Consider the following 16,168-nt stretch of genomic DNA (forward strand, 5'->3'; position numbering starts at 1 on the left):
CGCACATTCGTAAGGAGCAACCGAAACCATGCCGGTTTCCGTAACCCTTCCGGCGCTCGGCGAGAGCGTCACCGAGGGCACTGTCACCCGCTGGCTGAAGGCCGAGGGCGAGCGCGTCGAGGCCGACGAGCCGCTGCTGGAGGTATCGACCGACAAGGTCGACACCGAGATCCCCTCGCCCGCCGCCGGTGTGCTCGCCTCCATCAAGGTCGCCGAGGACGAGACGGTCGAGGTCGGCGCCGAGCTGGCCGTCATCGACGACGGCACGGGTGCTCCCGCCGCCGCCCCGGCCGCCGAGCCCGCTCCCGAGGCTGCTCCGGAGCCGGCCCCGCAGTCCGCCCCGTCCACCGAGGCCGCCGCTCCCGCGCCCGCCCCGACCGCCGAGGCCGCCTCCGGCGGCGGCAGCGCCGAGGGCACCGACGTCGTCCTGCCCGCGCTGGGCGAGTCGGTCACCGAGGGCACCGTCACCCGCTGGCTGAAGGAGGTCGGCGAGGAGGTCTCGGAGGACGAGCCCCTGCTCGAGGTCTCCACGGACAAGGTCGACACCGAGATCCCGTCGCCCGCCTCCGGCGTGCTGCTCGAGATCGTCGTCGGTGAGGACGAGACGGCGGAGGTCGGCGCCAAGCTGGCCGTCATCGGTGCGCCCGGTGCCGCTCCCGCGGCGGCCCCGGCGCAGGCTCCGGCCGCCCCGGCGCAGGCTCCGGCCGCCCCGGCCGCCGAGCCCGAGCCCGAGCCGGCTCCCGCTCCGGCGCAGGCCGCCCCCGCGGCCCCCGCCCCGGCCGCCCCGCAGGCGCCGTCGGCTCCCGCGCCGCAGCAGCAGACGGCTCCCGCGCCCGACCCGGCGCCGGCCGCCCCTGCTCCGGCCCCCGTCACCCCGGCCCCGGCGCCCGCCGCGACCTCCGGTGACGAAGGCGCGTACGTGACCCCGCTGGTGCGCAAGCTCGCCGCCGAGAACGGCGTCGACCTGTCCACCGTCAAGGGCACCGGCGTCGGCGGCCGCATCCGCAAGCAGGACGTCATCGCCGCCGCCGAGGCCGCGAAGGCCGCCGCTGCCGCTCCGGCTCCGGCCGCTGCCGCCGCTCCGGCCGCGAAGAAGGCCCCGGCCCTGGAGGCCTCTCCCCTCCGCGGCCAGACCGTGAAGATGCCCCGCATCCGCAAGGTCATCGGCGACAACATGGTGAAGGCCCTGCACGAGCAGGCCCAGCTGTCCTCGGTCGTCGAGGTCGACGTCACCCGTCTGATGAAGCTCCGCGGGAAGGCGAAGGACTCCTTCGCGGCCCGTGAGGGCGTCAAGCTCTCCCCGATGCCGTTCTTCGTGAAGGCGGCGGCCCAGGCGCTGAAGGCCCACCCGGCCGTCAACGCCCGGATCAACGTCGAAGAGGGCACGATCACCTACTTCGACACCGAGAACGTCGGTATCGCGGTGGACTCCGAGAAGGGCCTGATGACCCCGGTCATCAAGCACGCGGGCGACCTGAACATCGCCGGTATCGCCAAGGCCACCGCCGACCTGGCGGGCAAGGTCCGGGCGAACAAGATCACCCCGGACGAGCTGTCCGGCGCGACCTTCACCATCAGCAACACCGGTTCGCGCGGTGCGCTGTTCGACACGATCATCGTGCCCCCGAACCAGGTCGCGATCCTGGGTATCGGTGCCACGGTCAAGCGTCCGGCCGTCATCGAGACGGAGGAGGGCACCGTCATCGGTGTCCGCGACATGACGTACCTGACGCTCTCCTACGACCACCGTCTGGTGGACGGCGCCGACGCGGCCCGTTACCTGACCGCGGTCAAGGCGATCCTGGAGGCGGGCGAGTTCGAGGTCGAGCTCGGCCTGTAGTCCCGCACGCTGGTACGGCGCCCCCGCCCGGAGCTCTCCGGGCGGGGGCGCCGTCTTTCCCGTGCGCCCCCGCCTGCGGGATCGCCCTCCGGGTCCGTGCGGCCGGTCCCGCCCCGAGGGCGTGTAAGTCTCGTCTCACCTGCACGAAAGCGCCGCCGTGTGCTCCTCCCCGGCGGGGAGGCGGCCTTATTGTCTAGACGTCAACGCCCTCGGGGCAGGTGCGCCCCCTTCGAAGGAGCCCTCATGACCGCGCCCGTCGTCCACTCGCTGCGCGAACAGATCCGCGAGCACATCGTGGAGGGGATCGTCAGTGGGCGCTGGCAGCCGGGTGAGCGGATCGTCGAGCGGCGGATCGCCACCGAGCTCGAGGTCAGTCAGACCCCGGTCCGGGAGGCCCTGCGCGAGCTGGAGTCGCTGCGGCTGATCGAGTCGGCGCCCAACAAGGGCGTCCGGGTGCGGAATCTGACCGCGGCCGACCTGGAGGAGAGCTATCCCGTACGGGCCGGCCTCGAGGCCATCGCGGCGGAGCTGGCGGCCGAGCGGCTGGCCGAGGACTGCTCGGCCCTGGAGCCGCACGTCACGGCCCTGTACGAGGCCGACCGGCTGGCGGACGGCACCGGCCAGGTCCGGCACACCGTCGGTTTCCACCGCGAGCTGGTACGCGCCGCGGACAACTCCGTGCTGCTGCACACCTGGGAGGGCCTGGGCATCGAGGTGTTCACGGCTCTGTCCATCCGCTGGCTGGGGACCGTCCAGCAGTCGTACGCGGAGGAGCACGAGGCGCTGGTGGACGCGTTCCGCCGCCGGGATCCGCTGATCGCGGAGCTGGTCAAGGCGCATGTGCTCGGTTGCGCTCCGCGCGCCTGAGCGTTTCCCCGCGCGAGCGGAGGAGCGCACCGGAGCATCCCCGCGCGAGCCGAGGAGCGCACCGGAGCGTCTCCCGCCGCCCGAGCAGAGGAGCGCACCCCCGCTCAAACGCCGCCCCGACCTGCACAAAGCTTCGCATTCAAGGCACCCGGTGCCTGAGGTGGAGGCACCGGGTGCCGACTTTCCCGGAATGAAGAGGTTTTCCCCTGGAACCCTTTGATCGATCATCGATCAGGGAGTTACAGTCACCGACGGGCTCGAACCAGAGCCCGCCGCCCTGTCCTGCCAAAGACCAAGGGCAACCCCCGAAAACCCCTTGCCGATGAGGGAACCCCCCTCCGCATCCGGAAGGCGGCGCAATGACCGACCCCACCGCAATCCAGCCGAGCGAGCTCGACCAGCTCCCGGACCGCGACCCCGAGGAGACCGCCGAATGGCAGGCCTCCCTGGACGCCGTCACCCAGGCGGCCGGGCCGCACCGTGCCGCGTACCTGATGCGCCGCACGCTGGAGCGCGCCGAGGGCACCGGCCTCGCGCTGCCCAAGCTGCTGGAGACCGACTACGTCAACACCATCCCCACCGCCGCCGAGCCCGCAGTGGACGGCGACGAGGAGATGGAGCGGCGGATCACCGCGTGGAACCGCTGGAACGCGGCCGCGATGGTGAGCCGCGGCAGCAAATACGGCGTCGGCGGCCACATCGCCACCTTCGCCTCCGCCGCCTGGCTCTACGAGACGGGCTTCAACCACTTCTTCAAGGGCAAGGAGGGTGACGGGTCCGGCGACCAGCTCTACATCCAGGGCCACGCCTCCCCCGGCATCTACGCCCGCGCCTTCCTCGACGGCCGGCTGACCGAGCACCACCTCGACCGCTTCCGCCAGGAGTCCGGCGGCGACGGCCTGCCGTCCTATCCGCACCCGCGGCGCCTGCCGTGGCTGTGGGAGTTCCCGACGGTGTCGATGGGCCTCGGTCCGCTGTCGGCGATCTACCAGGCGCGCTTCAACCGCTACCTCACCAACCGCAACATCAAGGACGTGTCCGCGTCCCACGTGTGGGCGTTCCTCGGTGACGGCGAGATGGACGAGCCCGAGTCGACGGCCGCACTCGCGCTGGCCTCCCGCGAGGGTCTGGACAACCTGACCTTCGTCATCAACTGCAACCTGCAGCGCCTCGACGGCCCGGTCCGCGCCAACTTCAAGATCGTGCAGGAGCTGGAGGCCCAGTTCCGCGGCGCCGGCTGGAACGTCATCAAGTCGCTGTGGGGCACGGCCTGGGACGAGCTGTTCCAGCTCGACACCACGGGCGCGCTGGTACGCCGGCTGCGCCAGGTACCCGACGCGCAGGTGCAGACGTACCAGACCCGTGACGCCGCCTACATCCGCCAGGACTTCTTCGGCGCCGACCCGGCGCTCGCCGAGATGGCGAAGCTGCTGAGCGACGACAAGATCCTCGAGTGTTTCCACCTCTCCCGCGGTGGCCACGAGTCGCGCAAGGTGTACGCGGCCTACAAGGCGGCCGTCGAGCACAAGGGCGCGCCGACGGTCATCCTGGCCCAGACGGTCAAGGGCTTCACGCTCGGCGAGGGCTTCGCGTCGAAGAACGCCAACCACCAGATGAAGAAGCTGACGACGGACGAGTTCAAGCAGATGCGTGACCTGCTCGAACTGCCCATCTCCGACAGCCAGTTCGTGGACGGTGTCGTTCCCTACGGCCACCCGGGCGCCGACGCCCCCGAGGTCCGCTACCTCCAGGAGCGCCGCGCGGCCCTCGGCGGCCCCGCCCCGGCCCGTCGTACGCACGCGCTCGCCCCGCTGCCCGCCGCCGCGGACAAGACGTTCGCGTCCTTCGACAAGGGCTCCGGCTCGCAGAACGTGGCGACGACCATGGCGTTCGTCCGCCTGGTCAAGGACCTGGTCCGCGACAAGGAGACGGGCAGGCGCTGGGTGCCGATCGTCCCCGACGAGGCACGCACCTTCGGCATGGAGAGCCTCTTCCCCTCCCTCGGCATCTACTCGCCCAAGGGCCAGACGTACGAGCCGGTCGACCGCGACCAGCTGATGTACTACAAGGAGGCCAAGGACGGCCAGATCCTCAACGAGGGGATCACCGAGGCCGGTTCCATGGCGGACTTCATCGCCGCGTCGACCGCGTACTCCACGCACGGCGAAGCGATGATCCCCTTCTACATCTTCTACTCGATGTTCGGCTGGCAGCGCACGGCCGACCAGATGTGGCAGCTCGGCGACCAGCTCGGCCGCGGCTTCCTGGTCGGCGCCACGGCCGGCCGTACGACGCTCACCGGTGAGGGCCTCCAGCACGCCGACGGGCACTCGCCGGTGATCGCGGCGACCAACCCGGCCGCGATGTCGTACGACCCGGCGTTCGCGTACGAGATCGCGACCATCGTCAAGGACGGTCTGCGCCGGATGTATGGCGAGGCCGCCCCCGGCGAGGACCCGAACGTCTTCTACTACCTGACGGTCTACAACGAGCCGGTGCCGCAGCCCGCGAAGCCGTCCGGCCTCGGCATCGACGAGGGCATCGTCAAGGGCCTGTACCGCTTCAACACCGCGGAGTCCGCGGGCCTTTCCCCGGCCGCGAACGCCGCCCGCATCCAGCTCATCGGCTCCGGCACGGCGATCCACTGGACGCTCAAGGCCCAGCGGCTGCTCGCCGAGGAGTGGGGCGTGGCCGCCGACGTGTGGTCCGCGACCTCCTGGACCGAGCTGCGGCGCGACGCGCTCGACGCCGACGCGGCGCTGCTGCGCGGCGAGGAGCGGGTGCCGTACGTCCGTCAGGCGCTGAACGGCGCCGAGGGCCCGGTGCTGGCCGTCAGCGACTACATGCGCCAGGTGCCGGACCAGATCGCCCAGTGGGTCGAGCAGGACTACTCCTCGCTCGGCGCCGACGGCTTCGGCCTCTCCGACACCCGCGAGGCGGCCCGCCGCCACTTCGGTGTCGACGCCGAGTCGATCGTCGTCGCCGCCCTGGCCCAGCTCGCCCGCCGCGGCGAGGTCAAGGCCTCGGCGGTCAAGGAGGCCAGGGAGCGGTACGGCCTGTAACGGCCGGCACGAGGGCTCAGCTTCGCTGAAGGGGTACGGCGGCCGCCGTACCCCTTCGCTGTCGGTGGGGCCCGGCATCATGACCGTATGCGTGCTGCCCGCCTGATCAAGATGGTGCTACTGCTTCAGTCCCGGCCGTCGATGACCGCCGGCGAGCTGGCGCGGGAGCTGGAGGTGTCCGAGCGTACGGTCACGCGGGACGCCCAGGCCCTCTCGGAGGCGGGCGTCCCGGTGTACGCGGACCGGGGCCGGGCCGGGGGCTATCGCCTCATCGGCGGCTACCGCACCCGGCTGACCGGCCTCGCCCGCGGTGAGGCGGAGGCGCTGTTCCTGTCCGGAGTGCCGGGCGCGCTGCGGGAGATGGGCCTCGACGACGCGGCCTCGGCGGCCCGGCTGAAGGTGTCCGCCGCGCTGCTGCCCTCGCTGCGGGACGCCTCGCGGACGGCCGCGCAGCGCTTCCATCTCGACGCGCCCGCCTGGTTCCGCGAGCCGGAGACGCCCGGGCTGCTGCCGGCGGTCGCGGAGGCGGTGTGGGACGACCGGCGGATCAGCGCGCGCTACCGCCGGGGCGCCGACGAGGACGAGGTGGAGCGGCTCCTGGAGCCGTACGGGCTCGTGCTCAAGGCGGGCGTCTGGTACCTGTGCGCCCGGGAACCGGAGTCGGGATCCTTCCGGGTCTACCGCATCGACCGGTTCACGGCGGCCGCCGCCGAGGAGGAGCGCTTCACCCGGGACGACGGTTTCGATCTGCCCGGCTTCTGGGAGGAGCGCGCCGAGCAGTTCGCCCGCTCCCTCCTGCGGGCGGAGGTCGTCGTCCGGCTCTCGCCCGAGGGTGTACGGAGGCTGCCGTACGCCCTTGATCCCGCGTCCGCCCGGGAGGCGCTGGCCGCTCCGGGCGAGCCTGACGACCTCGGGTGGGTGACCGTCACCCTGCCGGTCGAGTCCGAGGAGGTGGCGCACACCCAGCTCATGGCCCTGGGGCCGGAGGCGGAGGTGCTGTCGCCGGCGAGCCTGCGCGACCGTTTCGCGGAGGAGGCGGTGCGGCTGGCCGCGCTGTACGGGTGAGGGCGGCCTGCGGCTCGCCGCTCGGCGTGCGCCGGGTGTCGTGCCGGGCGATGGCGGGCGGCGCGCCGGGCGGGCGGGCGGGCGGCGGGGTTGAGCCCGCCGAATGCCGAATGCCCCCGCACCTGCCGGTTTTACCGTCGGCATGTGCTCGCATAACAATCTGCGGCACTCCACGTGCGTCCCTCCCCTCCAGGACCGATGCTTGACCCGTGATGGACGAGACGGAGTTCTGGGAGCTGGTGGACGCGACCCGCGAGGGCGCCGAGGGTGACCCCGAGGAGCAGGCGGACCTGCTTGTCGAGCGGCTCCTCCAGCAGGATCCGGACTCCGTGCTGGACTTCGCCCGGCACTTCGAGGCCCGCTACAACCGCGCCTACCGCTGGGATCTGTGGGGCGCCGCCTGGATGCTGCTCGACGGGGCCAGCGACGACGCCTTCGATTTCTTCCGCTGCTGGCTGATCGGTCAGGGCCGGGAGGTCTTCGAGGGCGCGGTGCACGACCCGGACTCGCTGGCCGATCTCCTGGACGACTTCGACGAGGAGGTCGACGGGGACGCCGAGGAGCTGGGCTACGCGGCGGACGAGGCGTACGAGCAGCTCACCGGCGCCGTCGCGCCGGACCTGGGCCTCCCGCCCGCGCCCCCCGAGCCCGAGGGCACGCCGGTCGACTTCGAGAACGAGGCCGTGCTCGCCGAGCGGTACCCGAAGCTGTGGGAGCGGTTCAAGGACTGACCTCAGGGCGCGGTCGGCCGCAGGGGGTGCCCGGGCCGCTCGCCCTCCGGGGCCGCGTGCCGGGGCGGCGCCGCGTTGGCCCGGTCCAGGGCGGACGCCGTGACCGCGGCCGGGCCCAGCACGACCGTCACCACCGCGCAGAGCACGGTCCACGGGCTGCGCAGGGCGCCGGTCCAGCGGCCGTCCCTCTTCGTGCGACTGCTCCTCATGTCCCCACCTCCACTCAAGGCCTGCACGCCAAGGCTAGGCACCGGGGTTCTGAACTCCCGTGGGGGCGCCTGTGGGGTGCCTGTGAACCCCCGCGGCAGCCGAATCTCTCCCCCGGCCGGGCTGGAGGTTCTCAGCCCGTCCGGCGTGTGAGGACGAGCGCGTCAGCGCGATACGGGGGTCTGGGGGCGGAGCCCCCCGGGTACGGACCGGCGGCGGGAACAACCGTCAGCGGCCCTGGAGACGCGCCGCGCGTTCGCGGATCTCCGGGAGCCGGGCCGTCAGCGCGGCCCCCGGGCAGCTGGTCATGAACCCGGCGTTGTGACCGGCAATGGCGGGCAGCATCGCCGCGACCCCTGACTTGAACCGGGCGAGGTCGTTGCTGGACACCAACCGCACCCGCGCCCGCGGATCCGTGTCCGAAAGCCCCAGCTTCCACGCGGCAAGCGCGGCGATCGCGTCGGTCATGGCCCGCGGCACCGGCGTCCCCGCCGTGAAGGTCCCGATGGCCGCGACCCCGACGGTGCCGTGGTTGAAGCCCTGGGTGTGCGCCCCGGTGACCGGCCGGTCGACACCGCCCGCCCGGCCCTCGTAGATCGTGCCGCAGCGGTCGACGAGGAAGTTGTAGCCGATGTCATCCCACTGCCGGGCGCCGATCTGACCGGCGTACAGATAGCGGATGATGCGGGGCGCGTCGGCGCAGGCGTACCCGTTCGGCGAGTCGGTGTGGTGGACGAAGACCGCGGAGACCCGGCCGTCGTAGCGCGGCGGCGGCTGGATGTGCGCGCCGTCGTCGATCCAGCGGGAGCGTGGCACGATCGGCGGCCGGGGGGCGGAGTGCGGTCCGCCCTCGCGCTGTACGGCGGGCCGCGCGGCCGGCCGCGCGGAGTGGCTCCCCGTACCGCCCACCCCCACCGCGCACAGCAGCAGCGCGACGACGGCGGCCAGACCGGGCAGACAGGCGACCATCACCCACAGGACGCTCGGCGCGCGCAGGGCGCGCGGCAGTCGCGGAACGTGCAGGACCGCCGGGAGACCCGGAACCACCCGCAGCGGCCGCGGCAGCCGCACCGTACGCCGGGGGCGTACGGCACCCTCCGGCGGCCTCCCGCGCCCCGCGGGCGACGGGCGCCCGGCACGGGGCGGTCGGTCGGCGCGGGGGTGGCGCAGCCGGCGCACCGCGGCCGGCAGGCGGGCCGCTCGTGGCAGCCGCGCCGTGGCCCTGGCGAACCCTGCGGTCCGCCGGGGTGCGGCGCCGGATATTCGTCTCCTCCGCGCTCTGGGGAAGACACGCATGCCCCCAGCCTCACCTTGATCCGTTCCATCCGCGATGTGTGCTGTGCCACCCGGTGGAACCATCCTCACGGTCCGGGACGTTTCTACAGGTCCACGCACGCGTGACCGATTCCCGGGCCCTACGCGCGCGTGCCTGATCACTGGGCCCGCCCCACGCGTACTAAGGGGCCCGAGAGAAAGGGCGGCTCCGTGGACCTGCTCGACCTTCTGCTGCTGCTGGTGATCCTGGCCTACGCGGCGTCCGGCTACCGGCGCGGCCTGGTCGCCGGCTGTGTCTCCCTGGCCGGTTTCGTGGGCGGTGCCGTCATCGGCGTGTGGATCCTGCCGTGGACGATGAACCTGGTCACGGCGGCCACCCCGGCGGCGACGGTGACGGCGGTGCTGACGGTGCTGATGCCCGCGGTGGTGGGACACGAGCTGGCGGGACGGCTGGCGGTCAAGCTGCGCCGCGAGCTGGACAGCGGACCGCTGCGGGTGGCCGACGGCGCCGGCGGTGCCGCCGCGAACACGGTCTCCGTGCTGCTGGTGGCCTGGGTCGCCGCCAGCGTCCTCGGCGCCTCCTCCTCACCCGTGGTCACCCAGTCGATCCGCAACTCGGCCCTGCTGGGCGCCGTGCAGAGCGCGATGCCGGACACCACCCCCGCCTGGTTCTCGCGCGCCACCTCGGCGCTCGCGCAGGCCGGCTTCCCGCAGGTCTTCAACCCGTTCGAGAACGAGCCGGCGGCCGGGGTCGCCAAGCCCTCCGGGGACAGCGTCACGGCGAGCGCGACGAACGCGGCCAAGCTCAGCACCGTCAAGGTCGAGGGCTCCTCCGGCACGCAGGGCCGCGAGGGCAGCGGCTTCGTCTACGCGTCGCAGCACGTGATCACGAACGCCCATGTGGTGGCGGGCATCGACGGGCCGACCGTCCGCGTGGGCGGCGTGGGCACGCCGTACGAGGCGGAGGTCGTGTTCTTCGACCCCGAGAAGGACGTCGCGGTGCTGTACGTCCCGGGGCTCAAGGCGCCCGTCCTGCGCTTCGACGACACCGCTTCCCGCGGCGACTCGGCGGTCGTCGCCGGCTATCCGCAGGACGGCGGCCTCGATCTCCAGGCGGCCACGGTCGCGAACCGCATCGACGCGACGGGCCGGGACATCTACAACACGGACACCGTCACGCGCGAGATCTACTCCATCCGTTCCACGGTCCGCCCCGGCAACTCGGGCGGCCCCCTGCTGACGACCGACGGCAAGGTCTACGGCGTCGTCTTCGCCCGCTCCACCTCGGACGACGAGACGGGGTACGTGCTGACGGCCGACGAGATCGCGGGCGACGTCCAGCGCGCGGTGAAGGCGACCACGCCGGTGGACACCGGCGACCTGGTCACGTCGTAGGACAGCCGCCGCAAGGGGCGGGCGTCAGAGCGAACGCCCCATCAGGACGTCGTCGACGTACTCGCCCTCGATGCGGAACTCCTCGGGCAGGATCCCCTCCACCACGAAGCCCTCGGACTCGTACAGCTTGCGGGCCGGGGTGTTGTGCCCGAGGACGCGCAGCGTGATGCGCCGGGCCCCCTGGCCCCGGGCCTCGTCCTGCACGGCCCGCAGCAGCGCCCGTGCGACTCCGGCGCCGCGCGCCTCCTCGGCGACGACGAGCCCCTGGATCTGCCGGACATGGGAGTTGCAGTCGAGCGGGGTCGGGAAGCCCAGCCGGATGTACCCGACGACGGCGCCCGCGATCTCGGCGACGAGATGGTCGCGCGGCCCGAACCGCTCGCTGTAGAAGGGCTCGTACGGCGGCTCGGGGCGGGGCTGGACCGCGTGCACCGGGGACCAGGTGACACGGTCGAGCCGGCCGAGGGCGTCCTCGTCGTCGAGGGTGGCGTGACGTATGTGCGAATCCGGCATGCGGGCCATCGTACGGCGGGCACGGGACCGTCCGGACAGGGTTTTTACGGGGTGACGGGCAGGATGGGTCCATGAGCGATTCCCCCCTTTCCCCCGGCTCCCGTGTAGCGATCGCCGGTGCGTCCGGTCTGATCGGCTCCGCGCTCGCGCGCTCCCTCACCGCGGACGGCCACGAGGTGGTCCGGCTGGTGCGCCGCGCACCCCGAGCCAAGGACGAGGTCCGGTGGGATCCCGACGCGCAGCGGGTCGACACGGCCGGCCTCGCCGGGTGCGCGGCGGTGGTCAACCTGGCGGGGGCCGGAATCGCTTCCCGGCGCTGGACGGCGGCGTACCGGGCGAAGATCCGCGACAGCCGGGTGCTGGGCACGGCCGCGCTCGCCGAAGCGGTGGCCGCGCTCGACTCGCCGCCGCGCGTCTTCGTGAACGGCAGCGCGATGGGTTACTACGGCGACACCGGCAGCCGTGCGGTGGACGAGACGGCGCCGCCCGGGGACGGGTTCCTGCCGTCCGTGTGCGTGGAGTGGGAGGAGGCGACGGGCGCCGCGCGGGAGGCCGGCATCCGTACCGTCTTCGCCCGTACGGGGCTGGTGGTGGCCCGTGGGGGCGGGGCCTGGGGGAAGCTGTTTCCGCTCTACAAGGCGGGGCTCGGCGGGCGGTTGGGGGACGGCAGCCAGTACTGGAGCTACATCGCGCTGCATGACGAGGTGGCCGCGCTGCGCCATCTCATCGACACGGAGTCGCTGTCCGGGCCGGTCAATCTGACCGGCCCGGAGCCGCTCACCAACGCGGAGGTGACGGAGGCGATGGGGCGGGTGCTGAACCGGCCCACGCTCTTCGCGGTGCCGGCGCCGGTGCTGCGGCTTGTCCTCGGGGACATGGCCGGGGACATTCTGGGCAGTCAGCGCGTGCTGCCCACGCGGCTTCTGGAGTCGGGGTTCTCCTTCGCGTTCCCCTCGATCGAGGGGGCGTTGCGGGCCGCGTTGCGGTGAGAGCGGTTTTCGCCCCCGCCGCCCGTCCCGTCCCTGGGGACTGCGCCCCAGACCCCCTCGTCGCGCTGCGCGCTCGTCCTCGAACGCCGGACGGGATGGACCGGACGGGATGGAAGTGCGCACCCCCCGTGCGTCCGTGCGAGGGTTCCGCGCGGCTTGCCGGGGCCGTCGGCGGACCTACCCTCGATCCGAACTCGGGTATTCCGGACGCCTGTTGGGGGCATGACGTCCCCACAGGTGCGCGACCTCCAGGAGGAGCACGTGCTAGAGCCGGCACGCGAAGCGGAGATCTCGGAAGCTGTGGACGTGGTGGTCGTGGGGGCCGGAGCCGCCGGACTCGCGGCCGCTCATCACCTCACCAGGGCGGGCCTCACCACGGCCGTCCTGGAGGCCGCCCCGCATGTGGGCGGCCGTATGTCGACGGAGAAGGTGGACGGTTTCCGGCTCGACCGGGTGGGCCGGCTGCTGTCCACCTCGTATCCCGAACTGCGGCGCACGCCGGGCCTGGACGACCTGGCGCTGCGCCCGTTCTCGCCCGGCGTTCTGCTCCACAGTGACGGCCGCCATCACCACGCGGGCGCCCCCGCCGGCGCTCGGAGCGCGAGGGGCGCACTCACCGTCGTACGCGCCCTCGCGAGCGCCCCCCGCCTCCCCCGGTCGCCCGGCCCGCACGGGCGGCCCGGTCCTGCGGTCGCCCACCCGGGGCCCGCAGGCCCTTTGAGCCGCCCCACAGGGACCCTGGGGCGCTCCGCGGGACCGACGGGGCGCCCACTCGACCAGGCCCGGCTGGGGACCGCCCTGACGCGCCTCGCCGCGTGTTCGCCGGACGACCTCCTGGGCCGCCCCGAACTCCCCGTCGCCCAGGCGCTGTCGGCCCGCGGCTTCCCGGCCCGCACCGTCGACGGCTTCCTGCGCCCGCTGCTCGCCGCCCTGCTGTGCGACCCGGCCCTGACGACCTCAAGCCGCTGCGCGGACCTGGCCCTGCACTCCTTCGCGACAGGCCGCCTGTGTGTCCCGGAGGGCGGCGCCGACGCTCTTCCCGAACTCCTCGCGGCCGGCCTGCCACCCGGCACGCTCCGCCTCGGGGTGCAGGTGACGGCGGTCTCCACCACCTCCGTGACCACCCGGGACCACGGCGACATCCCGTGCCGGGCGGTGGTGCTGGCGACCGGCGCCCGGGCCGCGGCCGGACTGCTGCCGGGACTGCGGGTCCCCGGCTTCCACCCCGTCACCGTCATCCACCACACGACCGACGAGCCCCCGCTCACCGAACCGGCGCTGGTCCTGGACGCCGACCGGAGCGGCCCGGTGACGCACACCGCGGTGATCAGCCAGGTCGACCCGAGCCGTGCGCCGGCGGGCCGCGCTCTCATCACCTCGACCGTGCTGGGCACTCCGCCGGCCGCCGCTCACCTGGACGCGACGGTCCGCGCCCAACTGGCCCGGCTCTACCGGACGTCCACCGCCCGCTGGGAACTCCTCGCGGTCCACCACGACCCCGAAGCCGTCCCCGCGATGCCCCCGCCGCACGATCTGCGCCGCCCGGTGCGGCTGCTTGCGGGCCTGTACGTGTGCGGGGACCACCGCGACACCAGCACCGTCCAGGGCGCCCTCCACTCGGGCCGCCGGGCCGCCCAGTCCCTGCTCAGGGATCTGGGCGCCCGCCCGGTCCCGGTGGAGGAACCCCTGGAAACCGCCGCGTGAGCCCCGCTCACCCCAGCGCGGCCACCCGGTCCCGGTAGCCCCGCACGGGAGCGGCGTCCCGGTACGGCTCGAGCCGGCGTTCGAAGTCACGGACGTACTCGACCGCCCGTACCGACCGCATCTCCGCCGCCTGTCCGGCGGCCTCGGCCGCCAGCTGGCAGGCCTGGTCGAGTTCACCGAGGCCCAGCCGGGCGGTGGCGAGCACGACCCGGCAGAAGAGGCGGCTGCGCGCGTACCCGGGCGCGCGCAGCTGCAGGGAGCGTTCGGCGTGCTGGGCCGCGACGCGGTACTGCTGCAGATCCCGGTGGCAGTGCCCGAAGTCGTCGGCGAGCTGGGCCTCGTCGAAGAAGCGGGCCCAGTGCGGCACGTCGTCCGCGGGGCGCGCGGCCTCCAGCGCACGCTCGGCGCGCACCAGCGAGGCCGTGCACGCCCGCACCTCCCCCAGTACCCCGTGCGCCCGCGCCTCGACGGAGTGCAGCATCGCCTGCATCACCGGCGGAGCGGACGAGCCGACGCCCTGCTGCGCCACCCGGGCCAGCTGCACCGCCTCCCGTCCGTGGCCCAGATAGATCGCCTGCCGGCTCATCGTCACCAGCACGTACGACCCGTACGCCCGGTCCCCGGCCGCCTGCGCGAGCCGCAGCGCCTGGACGTAGTAGCGCTGGGCGAGCCCGTGCGCGGCGATGTCGTACGAGGTCCAGCCGGCGAGCCGGGTGAGGTCGGCGGCGGCGGCGAACAGGCGGCGCCCGGTCTGTTCGCCGTAGGTGCCGCGCAGCATCGGCTCGGCCTCGTGCTCCAGATAACGCACCAGGGCCTGGCGGGCGTGGCCGCCGCCGTACGCGTGGTCGAGGGACCGGAACAGGTCGCCGACCGAGCGCAGCGCGGCGAGGTCACCGCCGGTGACCTTCTGGCCGGGTCCGCGCTCGGACTGGCTGCGCTGCCGGGGCACGGCGGGCCGGCCCTGTGCGGGGACCCGGGCGGGGGCCGGTTCGCCGCGGCTGACCCGGTCGTCGGCCCGGCCGATGAGCCAGTCCCGGCTGGGGACGACCAGTCCGGCCGGAGTGAAGGCGATCTTGCGCAGTTCGGCGTGGCTGCCGGAGTCCTTGCGCCACAGACCGCTGACGATGTCGACGGCCTCCTCGGGGCTCGCGGCGAACTCGAGACCGGCGTACACGGGGGCGCACGCGTCGAGCCCGAGATCCTGTGCGGTCAGCCGGCGGCCGAGGCGACGGGTGAAGACCTCGGCGATCAGGGCGGGGGTGGTGCCCCTCGGCTGCTGCCCGCGCAGCCACCGGGTGACCGATGTCTTGTCGTATCTGAGATCGAGGCCGTGTTCGAGCCCGAGCTGGTCCACGCGTCGGGCGAGACCTGCGTTGGAGAACCCCGCTTCTGCGATGAGCGCGGCGAGCTGTCGGTTGGGAGTGCGCTGCGCGGGTCGTTCCGTCATCTGCGGTGCGGTCTCCTGCCTTCCGGGCACGTCAAGTGCCCGGATTGCCTGTGAGCAGCCCTTATGGCCTCGTGAACGGCGCGAATGTAGCGGTCTGTAAGCACCCCGTCGCACATCTCGACATTCATTCATCCGATCGTGTGAGGATTGGTCCCAGGGCTGACGGACCCGGGGCGGACGTACAGTGGCGTAGGCGCGTTCGTGCCTTACGAGCTTCTAGGGAGGCCTTGCCGTGAGTGAGCTGCGGTTCGTCCGGATGGGATTCGGTGCGGAGGCGGTCGAGTACCAGGAGGCCTGGGACGAGCAGCGCCGTGTGCACGGCGCCCGCTTCCTGGACGAGGTCCCCGACACCTGCCTGCTCCTGGAGCATCCGCCCGTCTACACGGCGGGCCGGCGCACGGCGGACAGCGAGCGCCCCCTCGACGGCACCCCGGTGATCGACGTGGACCGCGGCGGCAAGATCACCTGGCACGGCCCGGGCCAGCTGGTGGGCTATCCGATCCAGAAGCTCCCCCGCCCGGTGGACGTCGTAGCACATGTACGCCGTCTCGAAGAGGCTCTTATCCGTACGTGTGCGGAATTCGGCCTGGAGACCAGCCGGGTCGAGGGCCGCAGCGGGGTGTGGGTGCTCGGCGACCCGGTCGAGCAGCGGCCCTCGCTCGGCGGGCTCTCCCTCGACTTCGACCCGCGGCTGCAGGACGAGGAGTTCGACCCCCGCCTCGACGGACCGGAGTACGCCCCGTCGAACGCGGGCCAGCGCCGCGAGGACCGCAAGATCGCCGCGATCGGCATCCGGGTGGCCAAGGGCGTCACGATGCACGGCTTCGCGCTCAACGTGAACCCGGACAACGCCTGGTTCGACCGGATCATCCCCTGCGGCATCCGCGACGCGGGCGTGACCTCCCTCGCCTACGAGCTGGGCCGCGACCTCACCATCGCCGACGTCCTGCCGGTCGCCGAGCGGCATCTGCGGGACGTACTGGAGAACGCGGAGCTGAAGCCGCGCGAGACCGAGGGCGCGACCGTCTAGGACAGGGTCCCCTCACGGGGGAATGCACCCCCGGACCCGAAGG

General features: G+C 73.1%; 13 protein-coding genes. 9 read left to right on the forward strand and 4 right to left on the reverse strand.

All coding sequences use genetic code 11. The features are described from left to right. Positions 1-28: 28 nt before the first annotated feature. The 5 genes from sucB (at position 29) to ACFVYF_RS02410 (ending at position 7,565) form a co-directional block, all read left to right on the forward strand. Entirely contained in the window at positions 29-1,840 is a 1,812-nt protein-coding gene (gene sucB, locus ACFVYF_RS02390) for a 2-oxoglutarate dehydrogenase, E2 component, dihydrolipoamide succinyltransferase (RefSeq protein WP_389449506.1), read from the forward strand. Positions 1,841-2,083: 243 nt separating this feature from the next. Next, complete coding sequence (locus ACFVYF_RS02395) at positions 2,084-2,707, forward strand: GntR family transcriptional regulator (protein ID WP_389449509.1); 624 nt, start codon at positions 2,084-2,086, stop codon at positions 2,705-2,707. A gap of 359 nt (positions 2,708-3,066) precedes the next feature. Next, positions 3,067-5,769, forward strand: coding sequence for a pyruvate dehydrogenase (acetyl-transferring), homodimeric type (aceE, locus tag ACFVYF_RS02400; protein WP_389449512.1), 2,703 nt, complete (start codon positions 3,067-3,069; stop codon positions 5,767-5,769). A gap of 87 nt (positions 5,770-5,856) precedes the next feature. After that, entirely contained in the window at positions 5,857-6,834 is a 978-nt protein-coding gene (locus tag ACFVYF_RS02405) for a helix-turn-helix transcriptional regulator (protein ID WP_389449515.1), read from the forward strand. A 212-nt stretch (positions 6,835-7,046) separates the two neighbouring features. Then, positions 7,047-7,565 (forward strand): DUF4240 domain-containing protein, encoded by a 519-nt coding sequence (locus ACFVYF_RS02410; RefSeq protein WP_389450608.1) that lies wholly within the window; start codon positions 7,047-7,049, stop codon positions 7,563-7,565. 2 nt (positions 7,566-7,567) lie between these two features. On the opposite strand, the gene ACFVYF_RS02415 is transcribed toward ACFVYF_RS02410, so the two are convergent. Together ACFVYF_RS02415 and ACFVYF_RS02420 are read right to left on the reverse strand one after the other, a co-directional pair. Continuing rightward, positions 7,568-7,774, reverse strand: a complete 207-nt coding sequence (locus ACFVYF_RS02415; protein WP_389449518.1) for a hypothetical protein — start codon at positions 7,772-7,774, stop codon at positions 7,568-7,570. A gap of 226 nt (positions 7,775-8,000) precedes the next feature. Then, complete coding sequence (locus ACFVYF_RS02420) at positions 8,001-8,741, reverse strand: peptidoglycan recognition protein (protein ID WP_389450611.1); 741 nt, start codon at positions 8,739-8,741, stop codon at positions 8,001-8,003. A 516-nt stretch (positions 8,742-9,257) separates the two neighbouring features. Between ACFVYF_RS02420 and ACFVYF_RS02425 the strand changes: the two genes are divergently transcribed. Further along, entirely contained in the window at positions 9,258-10,442 is a 1,185-nt protein-coding gene (locus ACFVYF_RS02425; protein WP_389449521.1) for a MarP family serine protease, read from the forward strand. Between the two features lie 24 nt (positions 10,443-10,466). On the opposite strand, the gene ACFVYF_RS02430 is transcribed toward ACFVYF_RS02425, so the two are convergent. Then, entirely contained in the window at positions 10,467-10,964 is a 498-nt protein-coding gene (locus ACFVYF_RS02430; RefSeq protein WP_389449523.1) for a GNAT family N-acetyltransferase, read from the reverse strand. 62 nt (positions 10,965-11,026) lie between these two features. On the opposite strand from ACFVYF_RS02430, the gene ACFVYF_RS02435 reads away from it, so the two are divergent. Both ACFVYF_RS02435 and ACFVYF_RS02440 read left to right on the forward strand, forming a co-directional pair. Beyond that, positions 11,027-11,944: a TIGR01777 family oxidoreductase gene (locus ACFVYF_RS02435; RefSeq protein ID WP_389449526.1), complete on the forward strand. Its 918-nt coding sequence runs from the start codon at positions 11,027-11,029 to the stop codon at positions 11,942-11,944. A 261-nt stretch (positions 11,945-12,205) separates the two neighbouring features. Then, entirely contained in the window at positions 12,206-13,648 is a 1,443-nt protein-coding gene (locus tag ACFVYF_RS02440) for an NAD(P)/FAD-dependent oxidoreductase (RefSeq protein ID WP_389450614.1), read from the forward strand. A 7-nt stretch (positions 13,649-13,655) separates the two neighbouring features. On the opposite strand, the gene ACFVYF_RS02445 is transcribed toward ACFVYF_RS02440, so the two are convergent. Further along, entirely contained in the window at positions 13,656-15,095 is a 1,440-nt protein-coding gene (locus ACFVYF_RS02445; protein WP_389449529.1) for a regulator, read from the reverse strand. Positions 15,096-15,327: 232 nt separating this feature from the next. Between ACFVYF_RS02445 and lipB the strand changes: the two genes are divergently transcribed. Further along, the gene (lipB, locus tag ACFVYF_RS02450) at positions 15,328-16,125 is read left to right on the forward strand and encodes a lipoyl(octanoyl) transferase LipB (RefSeq protein ID WP_389449531.1); all 798 of its coding nucleotides are present in this window, start codon (positions 15,328-15,330) and stop codon (positions 16,123-16,125) included. Positions 16,126-16,168: the final 43 nt, after the last annotated feature.

The sequence above is a fragment of the Streptomyces sp. NPDC058274 genome (genome assembly GCF_042881375.1).
In the GTDB taxonomy this organism is placed as follows: Bacteria; Actinomycetota; Actinomycetes; order Streptomycetales; family Streptomycetaceae; genus Streptomyces.

Bases quoted from the DNA above. Each gene is read 5' to 3' on its own strand.
- ACFVYF_RS02410 (WP_389450608.1), top strand. From the start codon at position 7,047: ATGGACGAGACGGAGTTCTGGGAGCTGGTGGACGCGACCCGCGAGGGC.
- sucB (WP_389449506.1), top strand. From the start codon at position 29: ATGCCGGTTTCCGTAACCCTTCCGGCGCTCGGCGAGAGCGTCACCGAG.
- ACFVYF_RS02430 (WP_389449523.1), bottom strand. From the start codon at position 10,964: ATGGCCCGCATGCCGGATTCGCACATACGTCACGCCACCCTCGACGAC.
- ACFVYF_RS02395 (WP_389449509.1), top strand. From the start codon at position 2,084: ATGACCGCGCCCGTCGTCCACTCGCTGCGCGAACAGATCCGCGAGCAC.
- ACFVYF_RS02405 (WP_389449515.1), top strand. From the start codon at position 5,857: ATGCGTGCTGCCCGCCTGATCAAGATGGTGCTACTGCTTCAGTCCCGG.
- ACFVYF_RS02445 (WP_389449529.1), bottom strand. From the start codon at position 15,095: ATGACGGAACGACCCGCGCAGCGCACTCCCAACCGACAGCTCGCCGCG.
- ACFVYF_RS02435 (WP_389449526.1), top strand. From the start codon at position 11,027: ATGAGCGATTCCCCCCTTTCCCCCGGCTCCCGTGTAGCGATCGCCGGT.
- aceE (WP_389449512.1), top strand. From the start codon at position 3,067: ATGACCGACCCCACCGCAATCCAGCCGAGCGAGCTCGACCAGCTCCCG.
- ACFVYF_RS02420 (WP_389450611.1), bottom strand. From the start codon at position 8,741: ATGGTCGCCTGTCTGCCCGGTCTGGCCGCCGTCGTCGCGCTGCTGCTG.
- ACFVYF_RS02415 (WP_389449518.1), bottom strand. From the start codon at position 7,774: ATGAGGAGCAGTCGCACGAAGAGGGACGGCCGCTGGACCGGCGCCCTG.